Below are 13,122 nucleotides of genomic sequence, written 5' to 3'. Positions count from 1 at the left end.
GGTAGGAGCCGATTCATCGGCGATAGGGTGCTCGCCTCACCCTTGCCCGCTGCCGCGGGATCGCCGATGAATCGGCTCCTACGGGGGCGGTCTCGCAGCCGCGAGGCGCAGCTCGGTGTAAGTCTCGACGAGCCGCTCCAGTGAGAACGCAAGGTTCCTGCCGCTGGGATTGGGCAGCACCCAGGCGACGGAGCCCTTCAGCGCGACCGGCTGCCGTCCCCACGAAATCTCTCGCGTCCCGGTGAGCGCGGCGTAGGCCGCCTTGCCCAGGAACGCAACGAAGCGCGGCGCATAGGTCGCGACCTTTGCGTCGAAGCCGGCGGCAGCGTCGACGAAGTCCTGCTTCGAAAGCTCGTCGGCGGCCGCGGTCGGCCGATCGACCACGGTCGTCAGGCCGTATCCGTAGACGAGGATGCGGCGATCCTCTTCGGGCCGCAGTTCTTCAGGCGTGAAGCCGGCAAGGTGCATCACGCGCCAGAACCGGTTCGCACGCCCTTCGAAGTGATGACCGGACGCCGCGGCCGCCAAGCCGGGGTTGATGCCGCAGAACAGCACCGAGAGCTGCCCGGCGATGATGTCGGGCAAGCCGCTACTCATCCGGCGATCACGCCGACCGCCTTTTGCGCGAGCTTTCGCAGCTCCGCACGGGAGCTGCCTGCGCGGGCGCGAATCGCGATGGTATGCATCGTCGCGGAGACAAGCATGGCGAGTGCCTCGAGATCGGCGTCCTTCTTCAGCTCGCCAGCGTCGCGGGCCTCGCGCAGCCGCGTCTCGAAGTCGGCATCGAGCTTGCGAAAGCCGCCCGTGACCACGTCCTGGATTTCCGGATCGCCCAGCGCCTCGGTAATGGCCGTGCCTACGACGAAGCAACCGCGCACATGCTCGTCACCGGAGAAATAGATGTCCAGCGCGGCGTCGTAAACCCGCATGAGGACCTCGGTCAGGGTGCCAGGGCCGGCCAGCGCCACGCCCATGACGGCGAACTTGATGCCCCAGTAATCGGCCAGGGCGCGCAGGTAAATCGTGTGCTTGTCGCCGAAGGCGGCGCGAAGGCTCGGCCGGTTCATGCCGGTCGCGGCCGAAAGGTCGTCCAGCGAGGTGCCGGCATAGCCGGTTTTCCAGAAGGCGTCGGCGGCGCGGCGCAGGGCCACGTCCGGCTCGTAGGCGCGGGGGCGCCCGCGCGGACGTTTCTCGGTCTTTTCCATTTTTGTACCACCGTGCATAAAAACCCTTGAAGTCGGGCTTGCCCAAACATATTATACGAACCGGTACAAAATTCAATTCCCCTGACCTCACCGGTAGTCGCATCGTATGAACAGCAAGCTGCGCTGGTCCCTCATGGCCGCTCTCCCCCTCCTGATGATCGGGGTGGGCGGCGCCCGGTTCCTCGGCGGACAGGGCGACGTCGAGACTGACGACGCCTTCGTTCGTTCGGCCAGGGATTCGATCAACGCCCGCGTTTCGGGCCAGGTGGTCGATATCGCCGTTCACGACAACCAGCGTGTCCACAAGGGCCAGCTACTGTTCCGCGTCGACCCGGAGCCTTACCGGATTGCCGTCGAGCAGGCCGAAGCTCGCCTTGGCAGTGCGCGCCTCCAGATCGAGGCGCTCAAGGCCACATACCGCCAGCAGTTGGCGGAGGTGCAATCGGCCAGGGACTCCGCCGATTTCGACGGGAAGGAATACGAGCGCAAGAAGGCATTGCTCGCCTCCGATTTCGCCTCGCGCGCGTCCTTCGAGCGGGCGGACACGGACGTGAGAGTGGCGCGGCAGCACATCGCCTCGGCCCAGCAGGCGGTGTCCAATACGATCGCCGGCCTGAACGGCGATCCGGACATCGACGTCAACAAGCACCCGACGGTGCTCGAAGCCAGGGCGCAGCTGGACCGCGCAAGGCTGGACCTCTCCTACGCCGATGTCGTCGCGCCCGACGACGGCATCGTGACGCGCGTCGACGACCTCCAGGTGGGCGACTTCGTCAACGGCGGCACGACCGTGTTCTCGATGATGTCGACGCGTGATGTCTGGATCGAAGCGAACTTCCGCGAAACAGGGCTCACCGACATGCGTACCGGCCAGCGAGCCACCGTGGAGGTCGACGCGTATCCAGGGCATCCCTTCAAGGCGCACATCGTCAGCATGAGCCCGGGCACGGGTTCCGAGTTCGCTGTGTTGCCCCCCGAGAACGCCACGGGCAACTGGGTCAAGGTGGTGCAACGTCTGCCGGTGCGGCTCGAACTCGACGCCATCGATCCAAAGTGGCCGCTGTACTCCGGCATCAGTGTCACCGCGAAGGTGGACACGCGCAGCGCCTCGAAAGCCCCATGAACACCCTCGTCGCTCCGCACAGCACGCCGGGCGCGCACCGCATGCTCATTGTGGCGGGCCTCATCGCCACGTTCATGTCGGCGGTCAACATCTCGATGCCGAACGCGGCCCTACTGCACATCCAGGGCGGCCTTTCCATGACCGACGACGAGGTCGGCTGGATCTTCTCGTCGTACATCGCGGCCAGCGCGATCGTCATGCCGATGACGCATTGGCTGGCGGGACGGTTCGGCCGAAAGACGATCTTCCAAGTGTCGATGGCGCTCTTCACGGTCGCCCTGCTGCTGGACACGATGGCCACCACGCCCCTGCAGTTCGTCGCGGCCCGCGTCCTTCAAGGTGCGGCCAGCGCCACGCTTGCGCCACTGTCCATGGCGATCCTGCTGGACGAGCTGCCGCCGCTACGTCACGGCCATATCGGCATCGTCTGGGCGGTGGCCGCGCTGCTCGGCATTCTGAGTGGCCCGGCCATCGGCGGGTACCTGAGCGAGTACTACGGATGGCACAGCATTTTCTATGTGAGCTTGCCGGTCGCTGTGCTGATCCTTGCGGCGATGGGCCTGTTCCTTCGTGAGAAGAAAGCCGCGAGCAGCGCGCGCTTCGACTTTTTCGGCTTCGTGACGTTCTCGTCCGGTATCGCCGGCCTACAGATGTTCCTCGATCGCGGCGAGCGGCTCGAATGGTTCTGCTCGCCGGAAATCTGGATCGAGGCGATCGTCGCCGTGCTGGGCTTCTATCTGTACATCGTGCACGTGATGACCCAGGAAGAGCACTTCCTCAACCGGGCCATGTTCAAGGATCGTAACTTCACGGTGTCGGCCGCGTTGTACTTCGTGTTCGGCTTCGTCCTGTTGCCGACGCTGGCGCTCACCTCGCCGATGCTCGAAGAGTTGCTCGGCTACCCAGCTGATACGGCGGGCTTTCTCGCAATCCCGCGCGGCGCGGCTCTGATCGGCGCGTTGCTGCTCACCTGGCGCGTACCGAAGCGTCTCGACAACCGCCTGTTCATCGTCGCCGGCATGGCTCTTGTCGTCTACGGCAACTGGCGGATGCTCGGCTACTCGCCGCTGATGGATCGCTGGCCCGTGGTGATCGCCGGCATGTTGCAAGGCGCGGGCCTCGGCGTGCTCATGCCCGCACTCACCCGCACGGCCTTCAGTACCCTCAGCCCGACGTTGCGCTCGCAGGGCACCGCCTTCTTCAATCTGGCGCGCCTCTACGGAAGCACCATCGGTATCTCGATCGTGCAGACCTACTTCTACAACAATACGCAAGCCGTGCATCTTTCGCTTGCGAAGCACCTGCGGCCTTATGGCCCCGTCGCTGACGCGACCGGCGCGTTGTCGGGTTCCCATCTTGCGCAGATCAACGAGTTGGTGACCGGCCAGGCAGCGATGGTCGCCATGATCGGCCAGTTCAAGCTCCTGATGATCGCCATGCTCGTCGTAAGTCCCCTCGTTCTCTTCCTTCGCAAACCGCGCCTGGTCAACTGACTCTCGGAGTCGCCCATGAAACTCGTCAAAACGGTACTCGCCGCCTCTACGTTCGCGCTGCTCGCCGGCTGCATGGTCGGGCCGGATTTCGAAAAGCCCGCGGCACCCGCGTCGAAGCACTACGACATCCAGGCGGAGCACGCGCTTGCCGGCACGGGCGCGCAGCACATCGACTTCGACAGGAAGATCGACGGTGACTGGTGGTCGTCGCTCGGTTCATCGAAGCTCGACCTGGTGATGCACAAGGCGATCGACGGCAATCTGGGCCTGGAAGCGGCGGATGCCACCATCGCGCAGGCTAACGAGGCCGTGACTTCCGTCCGCGGTGCGTTGAGCCCGCAGGTCGATTTCGGTGCGCAGGTTGGACGCGAGCGCGCGGCCGGTGCCAGTGGCTTCGGTACGTCGAATTTCTACGCGGTGGGACCGCGCGTGAGTTTCGACCTCGATCTGTTCGGTGGTACGAAGCGCCGCGTCGAAGAACAGGCTGCGCTCGCAGAATCGCAGAGGCATCGCTTCGACGCGGCCTACCTGACCGTCACCGGGGACGTCGCGACCCAAGCCCTTTCGCTGGCCTCGGCACGCGCGCAGATCGCTGCCGTGGAGAKCCTCCTCGCCAACGACCGCAAAAATCTCGAGCTCGTGCAGACAGCCCATCGCTACGGCAGTGYCACGCAGGTCGACGTCGCGACGGCGACGACGCAACTCGCACAGGACGAAACACTGCTCCCCCCGCTTGCGCAACAACGCGACACGGCGGCACACGCGCTCTCCGTCCTTGCCGGCAAGGGCCCGGCAGACTGGACGCCGCCGGACTTCGATCTCACTGACTTCGCGCTTCCCGCCCAATTGCCTGTGACGTTGCCTTCGGATCTCGCGCATGATCGCCCGGACATTCTCGAGGCCGAGTCGCAGTTGCATGCCGCCAGCGCCGCCATTGGCGTAGCGACCGCCGACATGTATCCGCATCTGAATCTCTCCGGATCACTCACTCGCGTGGGCCCTGCGCCCGGCATTGGCACGCTGTGGGGTCTCGCTGCCGGCCTGACGGCACCGATCTTCAATGGCGGAACGCTGAAGGCAAACCAGCGTGGTGCGGTCGATGGGTACAAGGCAGCGCTCGCGACGTATCAGCAGACCGTAGTGACGTCGTTGGGGCAGGTGGCCGACGTACTACAGGCCGTCAATCACGACAGCGAGGAATATGCGGCGCAGGATCGTGCGCTCGCGTCTGCCGAACTCAGCCTGCGGTTGAATCGCGAGGGCTACAAGGCCGGCGAGACAGGTGTGCTGCAGGTCATCGACGCCGAGCGCTCCTATCAGCGCGCCCTGATCGGGCAGATCCAGGCGAAGACCGTGCAGTACCAGGACAACGTACAGCTATCCATCGCACTTGGCGGCAATTCCGACGAAGCATTCCAGCGCAGGGCGGCGTACCGTGACGAGCAAGCGATGGCGGGTGAACCCACTAACGGAGGAAAACCATGAGTGCCCTTGATACCTTTCGTCATACCCGCATTCCCCTCGCTCACGGCACGGGGGCCATCCCGGCCGTCGGTTTCGGTACACTGATTCCCGACCGCGAAAAGGGACGTGCCGCCATCAAGACCGCGCTCGAGGTGGGGTTCCTCCATCTCGACGCCGCCGAGGCGTATCGCAATGAAGACATCGTCGGCGATGTGATCAAGGAAGCGATCGACAACGGCGTTGTTCGACGCGAAGACCTCTTCGTGACGACGAAGCTGTGGAACAACAATCATCGACCGGAGCGCGTCAAGCCCGCGCTCGAGGCGAGCCTGCGGCGCTTGCGGGTCGACTACGCCGATGCCTATCTGATCCACACGCCGTTCGCGTTCGCCCCCGGCGACGACCAGTACCCGAAAGATGCCGATGGCGGCCCGCTGTACGACAAGGGCATCACCCTGCTGGATACCTGGCGGGCGATGGAGAACCTCGTCGATGAAGGCCTGACGCGGGCCATTGGCCTCTCCGACGTCAAGCTGGACGCGGTAAAGGAGATCGTCGCCAACGCGCGCATCAAACCCGCGATCGTGCAGGTCGAGTCGCATCCGTATCTTCCCGAGTGGGAGCTGCTCGAATTCTGCAAAGCGAACGGCATCGTGCTGCTTGCGTTCGCACCGCTCGGTCACGGCATGGAGCCGAGCATTCACAACGACCCCGTGCTGAAGGCGATTGGCAAGCGCATTGGCGAAACGCCTGCGCACGTCGCTCTCGCCTGGGCACTGCAACGCGGCACCGCCTTCCTCACCACATCGACCAATCCCGCACACATCCGCGAGAACTTCGAGATATCCCCTTTGCCCCCCGAAGCACTTCAGGAAATCCGCGACGGCATCACCACCACCAACATCCGCCTCAACGACGTCGTCCACACCGGCCTCCCCGGCTTCATCCCCCGGGACAACCGCAAATAAGCCGGCGCACAGCTACGACGCGCCCGATGATAAGGCGCGCCGTAGCTGATCTCGCGAATTAGTCGCCCTTGGCGGCCGCTTCGATCAGCTTCACGACGTCCGTCGGGTGCGACACCATCACGACGTGCGAGGCGCCCTTGATCACGACGGTCTTCTTCGACTTCGCGCGATCGGCCATCCATGCCAACACCTTCGGCGGAATGTTCTTGTCCGCGTCGCCGTAGATGTGCCACGACGGTACGTGCGTCCAGGCGGGCGTGGTCTCCGCTTCGTTCAACGCGGCGTCGGTGATCGGACGCTGACCGGCGGCCATGAGCGCGGCGTCCTTCGCCGGTACGTCGGCGGCGAACTGCGACGGGAACTTGTCCTGCTGGATGTATAGGTCGTTGCCACCCGTCGACAGCGGCACCGGCGGCGCGAGGGTCGGGCCAAGCGTGCTACCGGGGAACTTGCCCGAGAGGCCTGCGGCGGTTTCGCCGGCTTCCGGCGAGAACGCCGAGACATAGACCAGCGCCTTGACGTTGTCATGGCCTTCCGCGGCTTCGCTGATCACCGAGCCACCGTAGGAGTGACCCACGAGGACGACAGGTGTCTTGATGCTGGCGACGAGGGTGGCCACCTCGGCGGCGTCCGTCTTCACGCTGCGCAGTTCGTTGGGTGCGGCGACGACGGTGTAGCCGTCCTTGTGCAGCTGGCCGATCACGCCGTTCCAGCTGGACGAATCAGCGAACGCGCCGTGGACCAGGACGATGGTCGGCTTGTCGGCAGCGAAGGCAGCCGGGCTGATGGCGATGGCCGCGAACAGGGCCGTGCGGATCAGGGAACGGAACATGTGGAGCTCCTTGTGCGTTGGTAGTGCCCAGTAAACCGGGCGAGCCGACGTTTCATTTCAGTCGTGCACGGTGAAATATCGTGCTATCCAATTTCAGCACCTGTCGGGTTTGGCTGGCTTGCCCGGAATCGCCCTGTTCGTGATTACTTTCGCGTGCCGTGCACACTCGTGAGATTTCATGCAAAAACGCATAAAGAAAATGATAAAAATCAGGTTATTACGGAACTTTTTGCCGGTAATACATATACCCTACCGAAACGACGTATAGGGGCGGCGCGCTGCGGCCTATACCTGAGTGGCGTTTATGCATTGAGGATTCTTATGGCTTCGGCGAGACATGTCAGAGGCGTGTCTTTGATCGAGGTCATGATGGCGGTACTGGTGTTCAGTGTCGGTCTCATTGGCCTCGCTGGGCTGCTGATCACCTCGCTGCGCTCGAATCAGGTCGGTTATCAACGGACCCAGGCCGAGTTCATCGCCATGGGCATGGCCGATCGTATGCGTGCGAACCCGCTTGGCGTCTGGGCGGGCGGTTACAACTCCACGAAATATCCGCTTACCGGCACCCAGGCGTGCACGAAAGCGAGTGCCTGCACCCCGGCGAAGCTCGCACTGCGCGACCAGTACCTATGGAGTAGCCAGCTCACGGCTTTCCTGCCTAACGCGACCGCTTCCATTGCCTGCACTAATGGCGCCACGCCCGACGCCACCCAACTGCTCGTCCGGCCGCCTTATGCCGGCAACTGCGTCATGCAGATCAACTGGACCGAGCGAGCCGCCGGCGACAGCACGCATCAGGCGGTCGCCACACGATCCTACGTATGGAACTTCCAGCCATGACCGTCGCCGACACCCGCGCCGTCCGTGGCTTCACGCTCGTCGAACTGATGGTCGCCATGGCCCTGGGCGTGATCGTCGCCGGCGGCATCGTCAGCGCTTTTCTTGCGACATCGACCAGCAGCCTGGTCCAGACGCAACTGGCGAAGCTGCAGGAAGAAGGCCGCTTCGCCATGACGGCATTGACGACCGATCTGCGCATGACCAACGCCCAGTACTGCTCGAACATGGGTGGCCAGTCGTCCACCCTCTCCAACGGGGTCGTGTCACTGGACCGCTACCTGCGCGCACCCAAGGTGCTGGTCTCCGGCGCCGTCTTCCAGGCGGCACTCAACGACAACACGACCGCGTGGGGCGCGACGAGTGGGGGGAACACCTATCCGGCGTCACCCCTGGCGGCCTTCACCATGCCTTCCTTCGTGTCGCTGCGCGGATACGACTGCACCGTGTCGGCATGCACTCCCGTGGATCCCGCCGACCCCAAGGGCGTGGGAATCCCCCAACAAGGAACCACCCTGGGTAACCGCGTGCCAGGCAGCAGCGTGCTCACCCTGCGCTACCTGGATGGCGCACGTGGCTGGGTGCTGGATGGCATCAACAGCACCATCGCACTCAGTGGCACCACGGTCGCCAGTCTCACGGTCGTCCCGCAGCCCGGGGAGCCACCGCTGACGAACGTCACCAAGGGCGACCTGATGATGCTCGCGGACTGCAACTCGGCGCAGGTGTTCTCAGCGACGGCATCGGGTAAGACGTTTACGCCCGGGTCCAACTACAGCGCTGTCGCCAGGCCCTCAGGGGTGACCCCCAAGCTCTTCGACTTCACTCGCGACTTCCAGACGGTGTCGTATTACCTGCAGGTGGTCGACGACAACAACGGTCACAAGACCGGTGCGCTGATTCGCCGGGTCAACGGCGTCAGTGGCGAGGTGGTGCGGGGCATCGAGCGGCTCGACTTTCTCTACGGCGTCATGGACGCGGCGGGCAACACCAGCTATCGCACCGCCGCGGACATCGACAGCGCCACGGTGTGCCCCTCGTCCACGGTCGCCGTCACCGGCACCGACCCAGGTTGCCTGTGGCGTTCGGTAAAGAGCATTGAGGTGCACATACTCATGGATGGCCAGGTACCCCTCTTCGCGCTGCGGGCACCCGAACTTCAATATCAGTACTACCCGGACACCGGCGTCGTCGGCCTGTCCGCGCCTGACAACACCAGCCGTGCCGTGATGCCGAGCCAGCAAGGCTTCGACAATCACATGCTCCGTCGCGAGTTCACGGCGGTGGTCTCCATCCGGAACTACAACCCATGAACGCGCAACGCGGCGTTGTCCTGGTCCTGGCGATGGTCTTCCTTCTGCTGTTGACGATTCTCGCCATCAGTACCTCGGGACGGTCACTCCTGCAGGAACGCATGGCGGGAGCGATGCGCAACGCGCAGCAGGCGGAGTGGTCGGCGGAGAACGCCCTGCGTGGCGTGGAGTGGAATCTTTTCAGCGGAAACGCCGGTATCGGCTGTTACAACTCGAGTAACCCGTCCACGATCAGTGCCAAGGTCACCGCGTTCCGCCGGTCGTCGGTGTGGCTCACCGATGGCGCCACCGAATACAAGGGCTCCGGCGTCGCCATCGACTACACCACCGCTTCCGCGGACGCAGCGCTGTCTACTGCCGTCATGGCACACAACCCGTGGTACATCGTCGAGTTCCTCGGTCAGGACCTGCCGCCGGGAAGCGGCACGAGCGCCGCGACCGAAGCCGGCTCGAGCGGTTCGGGAACGGCCAAGTTCTATCTGTACCGGATCACGGCGCGAGCGTCGGGCGGCAGTCCGAACACGATCCGCGTTGCGGAGTCCACCTTCGTTACGCCGAACCTCGTCGCATGTACGCTGACCTGAAGACACCCCTCATGCAGAAACCTCTCCTCTCGTGGGCTGTCCTTCTCGTCGCAGCGATCGCATGGCTGCTGGCCGCGTCCGCGGTCACGGCCGGCACTGTCACCGTGAGCAAGACGCCGCCCGGCGTCACCTCGAAGGTGGCACCCAACATCGTGGTGACGTTCGACGATTCCGGCTCGATGAACTCCACGTCGATTCCCGATTCGATGGACGACAACACCGCCTCGAAGTACTACTACTCCGCGCAGGGCAACCCGATCTACTTCGATCCGACGATCACGTACGTGATCCCGCCGGATGCGAGTGGCGCTCCCCTGGGCACGCCGACGTTCAAGGCCGCATGGCGCGATGGTTACTGCGCAAACACCTTGACCAAGAAGTGTTGGTCACCCGGCAGCAGCAAGTATCTCAGTCCTATCGTGGTCGACCTCAGCGCGGCGTTCTACGCCGGGTTTCTTGCCAACACCCTGGCGGGTAACTCGCCGTGCTCGCGAAACGCCAATGAGCTCACGACGTGGTACGTGAACGGCAATTGCCCGCAGATGGACATCCCGGCGTCGGTGCGAGGAACCACTTCCACCAGCACGACGACGACGTGTTCAGGGCTCCTCTGCGGGCTATTCAACGGCGTGCTCGGCACGAAAACGACCACCAACAGCGATGGCAGTGTCACAGTCGCCACCTGTGTGTTGAGCTCGCGGGTGACCACCTGCACGTTGGTCACCACCCAGACGAGCGCCAACACCGGCGGCTTCTACTATGTGTGCACGCAGCCCACTAACGACGCGACCTGTACATTCCACCTTGTCGCCAATGAATCGGCGGCGATCCAGCAGAACTTCGCCATCTGGTACAGCTATTACCGGACGCGAAACCTCAACGCGCGCGCGGCGGTGGGACGTGTTTTCGCCAGCCTTGCGGACGGCTCGGTACGTGTCGCCTGGCAGACGTTACAGACACAGACAGCGAGCGGCAGCTACAACACCAACGCCGGTAGCTACGCCGGCCAATACTACGGTCCACTGATAACGACGAGCCAGATTCTCGAGCTGGCGAACGCCACCTCGTGCGTGCCCACGAGCACCGCCGACACCTGTTGGCGGAGCCAGTTCATGAACTGGCTCTACGGGGCGCCCGCCAGCGGCGGCACGCCGACGCGCGTGGCGACCCAGGTCGCCGGCGACTTCTACAAACGCGCACTGAAGACATCGCCGAATGCGCAGGACCCGTACTGGAACGGCAGCACCAGCACACCGGGTGAGCTCTCGTGCCGCAAGAACTTCAACATGCTGGTCACCGACGGCTACTGGAATGGCGATAGCCCCGCCAAGGGGACATCCCTGGACTCGGTCGGCCTGACGTTACCCGATGGCACGACCTACGCGACGAGTGGCACGCCCTCGAAGATATTCTGGAACCAGGTGGGCACCACCAATCCCTCGCTCGCCGACATCGCTTTCTCATACTGGGCCAACGATCTGCGCACCGACCTGGCCAACAACGTGCCAGCCTATTATCCGGACCTGACCACCGGCGTTACCGGCAGCTCGACGACCGTCAACCTGACGACGCCCGGCAGCAACAGCGAGGTCTACTTCAATCCGGCGAACGATCCCGCGACGTGGCAGCACATGTCCCAGTACATGGTCACCATGGGTATCTCCGGTACCCTGACCTTCCCGAGCGACTACACCGCGCTGCGCAAGGGAACCAAGGCGTGGCCTACGCCCGACACGGGGGGTGGCGCGACCAACATCGACGATACCTGGCACGCGGCCTTGAACAGTCGCGGTGGATACTTCAGTGCCGCGGATCCGACCTCACTCGTCAGTAGCCTGACCACCGTCCTCTCGTCGGTGATCGCAAGCAGCTCGACCTCACTCACGCTCAGCCTCAGCGCGAACGTGCTGACGACGAATGCGCTCGCTTACTACGCGGGCTACAACACGATCGACTGGAGCGGGACGCTGATTGCCAGGGTGGTTGGCTCGAACGGTGCCGTGGGGGCGGCGGTGTGGCTTCCGGCGCCGGGCGACGCTGGCGCCTTCCTCACCAATCGTGCGACCAACGATCCCCGTTTTATCGCCACGAGCACTGGTCCTGGCGCCGGTAAAGCCATCACGTTTGCCTATACCGGCCTGAGTACCACCGAGAAGGCCGCGTTGGACTCGTCCGACGGTACGGGGTCCACAGCGACGACCGACAACCTGGGCACGAAACGCGTGGACTGGCTGACCGGCATACGCACGCTCGAAGGCACCACGTTCCGTACGCGATCGTCGTTGCTTGGGGCGATATTCGGATCGCAGCCGGCCTATGTCGGCGCTCCCAACAGCGGGTACGGCGATTCGTTCTCGGCGGGAGCACCGGAAGCGAAGGCCGTCGCCGCCGATCCCACCATGAGTTACTCCACGTTCCTTTCCAAGTGGGCGACACGTCCGGCGGCAGTTTACGTGGGTGCTAACGACGGCATGCTGCATGCGTTCGACGCGCGCCTGGCTTCCGTCTCAGGTGCGCTGCCTGGCCGCGAACTGTGGGCCTACGTGCCGGCGAGCGTTTACGCGAATCTCCCGGCGCAGTCCCGATTGACGAACTTCACCTTCACGCCCACGGTCGACGGCAGTCCGGTTACCGGCGACGTCTTCTTTAACGCCAATAGCGCGCTGAACAACTCGACCATGGGTTGGCACACGTTGCTTGTCGGCTCGCTGCGCCTGGGCGGCCGCGGTGTCTTCGGCATCGACATCACCGACCCGAGAACAACAACGCTCAATACGAGCACTGCCGTCGCGTCCAAGGTGCTCTGGGAATTCAACAGCGACAGCGTTGCCGCCACCGGCACGCCCGCCAACCTCGGGTACACCTTCGGCACGCCGGTCATTACCCGGGTCGCTTATGACAATGGCGGTGGCTCCGTGGGCCGCTGGGTGGTTCTCGTCCCCGGCGGTTACTTCCCCGATGGCAACACCTCGGCCGCCGCCAGTAACACGTACAGCTCGCTGTTCGTCCTCGATGCGCAGACCGGGACTCTGTTGAAGGAGATCCGCACGCCGACGGGAACCGGTGCGGTGGTCAGCCATGGCCTGACGACGCCAGCGGTCGGCGACTACGACGGCGACCAGGTGGCCGATGTCGCCTTCGCAGGCGATCTGGACGGCAACGTATGGCGGATCGATCTCTCCACGGCAGCGCTTGCCTCAACGACCCAATCGCAGGGCGTCAGCCTGTTGTTCAAGCCAGCCACCGCTAACGCGCAGTCGATCACGACGTCGCCGCGGTTGCTCGCCGATCCGACGTCGACGT

Annotated in this window: 11 protein-coding genes; 8 read left to right on the top strand and 3 right to left on the bottom strand. The window is 64.1% G+C overall.

Going from position 1 to position 13,122, the window contains the following annotated elements; all coding sequences use genetic code 11:
• Positions 1-78: 78 nt before the first annotated feature.
• Positions 79-585: a G/U mismatch-specific DNA glycosylase gene (mug, locus tag AC1DSN_RS03450; RefSeq protein WP_477296064.1), complete on the bottom strand. Its 507-nt coding sequence runs from the start codon at positions 583-585 to the stop codon at positions 79-81.
• Positions 586-593: 8 nt separating this feature from the next.
• Entirely contained in the window at positions 594-1,205 is a 612-nt protein-coding gene (locus AC1DSN_RS03445) for a TetR/AcrR family transcriptional regulator (protein WP_213949072.1), read from the bottom strand.
• Between the two features lie 106 nt (positions 1,206-1,311).
• Here AC1DSN_RS03445 and AC1DSN_RS03440 point away from each other — a divergent pair, with 106 nt between their 5' ends.
• From AC1DSN_RS03440 to AC1DSN_RS03425, 4 genes are read left to right on the top strand one after another with little or no spacing between them, the layout of a single operon-like run.
• Positions 1,312-2,328, top strand: a complete 1,017-nt coding sequence (locus tag AC1DSN_RS03440; RefSeq protein WP_477296063.1) for an HlyD family secretion protein — start codon at positions 1,312-1,314, stop codon at positions 2,326-2,328.
• Positions 2,325-3,821, top strand: a complete 1,497-nt coding sequence (locus AC1DSN_RS03435) for a DHA2 family efflux MFS transporter permease subunit (protein WP_477329593.1) — start codon at positions 2,325-2,327, stop codon at positions 3,819-3,821. Before AC1DSN_RS03440 ends, AC1DSN_RS03435 begins: the two co-directional genes overlap by 4 nt.
• A 15-nt stretch (positions 3,822-3,836) precedes the next feature.
• Positions 3,837-5,306 carry an efflux transporter outer membrane subunit gene (locus AC1DSN_RS03430; protein WP_477329591.1) on the top strand — a complete coding sequence of 490 codons (1,470 nt, stop codon included), beginning with the start codon at positions 3,837-3,839 and terminating at the stop codon, positions 5,304-5,306.
• Positions 5,303-6,253, top strand: coding sequence for an aldo/keto reductase (locus AC1DSN_RS03425; protein WP_477296060.1), 951 nt, complete (start codon positions 5,303-5,305; stop codon positions 6,251-6,253). The genes AC1DSN_RS03430 and AC1DSN_RS03425 overlap by 4 nt, the downstream gene beginning before the upstream one ends.
• A gap of 58 nt (positions 6,254-6,311) precedes the next feature.
• On the opposite strand, the gene AC1DSN_RS03420 is transcribed toward AC1DSN_RS03425, so the two are convergent.
• Positions 6,312-7,085 (bottom strand): alpha/beta fold hydrolase, encoded by a 774-nt coding sequence (locus AC1DSN_RS03420; protein WP_477329589.1) that lies wholly within the window; start codon positions 7,083-7,085, stop codon positions 6,312-6,314.
• A gap of 321 nt (positions 7,086-7,406) precedes the next feature.
• Here AC1DSN_RS03420 and pilV point away from each other — a divergent pair, with 321 nt between their 5' ends.
• The 4 genes from pilV to AC1DSN_RS03400 all read left to right on the top strand — a co-directional run.
• Positions 7,407-7,925 (top strand): type IV pilus modification protein PilV, encoded by a 519-nt coding sequence (gene pilV, locus AC1DSN_RS03415; protein ID WP_477296058.1) that lies wholly within the window; start codon positions 7,407-7,409, stop codon positions 7,923-7,925.
• Positions 7,922-9,235: a PilW family protein gene (locus tag AC1DSN_RS03410; protein WP_477296057.1), complete on the top strand. Its 1,314-nt coding sequence runs from the start codon at positions 7,922-7,924 to the stop codon at positions 9,233-9,235. The genes pilV and AC1DSN_RS03410 overlap by 4 nt, the downstream gene beginning before the upstream one ends.
• Positions 9,232-9,819, top strand: coding sequence for a pilus assembly PilX family protein (locus AC1DSN_RS03405; protein ID WP_477329587.1), 588 nt, complete (start codon positions 9,232-9,234; stop codon positions 9,817-9,819). The genes AC1DSN_RS03410 and AC1DSN_RS03405 overlap by 4 nt, the downstream gene beginning before the upstream one ends.
• Before the next feature lie 11 nt (positions 9,820-9,830).
• A partial coding sequence (locus AC1DSN_RS03400; protein ID WP_477329585.1) for a pilus assembly protein occupies positions 9,831-13,122 on the top strand: 3,292 nt, incomplete at its 3' end.

This window comes from Luteibacter sp. P4_D7_3 (genome assembly GCF_056401735.1).
Note: the sequence above shows the minus strand (reverse complement) of the source record. Positions and strands in the feature narration are given on the sequence as shown.

Bases quoted from the DNA above. Each gene is read 5' to 3' on its own strand.
- AC1DSN_RS03445 (WP_213949072.1), bottom strand. From the start codon at position 1,205: ATGGAAAAGACCGAGAAACGTCCGCGCGGGCGCCCCCGCGCCTACGAG.
- AC1DSN_RS03440 (WP_477296063.1), top strand. From the start codon at position 1,312: ATGAACAGCAAGCTGCGCTGGTCCCTCATGGCCGCTCTCCCCCTCCTG.
- AC1DSN_RS03435 (WP_477329593.1), top strand. From the start codon at position 2,325: ATGAACACCCTCGTCGCTCCGCACAGCACGCCGGGCGCGCACCGCATG.
- AC1DSN_RS03425 (WP_477296060.1), top strand. From the start codon at position 5,303: ATGAGTGCCCTTGATACCTTTCGTCATACCCGCATTCCCCTCGCTCAC.
- AC1DSN_RS03420 (WP_477329589.1), bottom strand. From the start codon at position 7,085: ATGTTCCGTTCCCTGATCCGCACGGCCCTGTTCGCGGCCATCGCCATC.
- pilV (WP_477296058.1), top strand. From the start codon at position 7,407: ATGGCTTCGGCGAGACATGTCAGAGGCGTGTCTTTGATCGAGGTCATG.
- AC1DSN_RS03410 (WP_477296057.1), top strand. From the start codon at position 7,922: ATGACCGTCGCCGACACCCGCGCCGTCCGTGGCTTCACGCTCGTCGAA.
- AC1DSN_RS03405 (WP_477329587.1), top strand. From the start codon at position 9,232: ATGAACGCGCAACGCGGCGTTGTCCTGGTCCTGGCGATGGTCTTCCTT.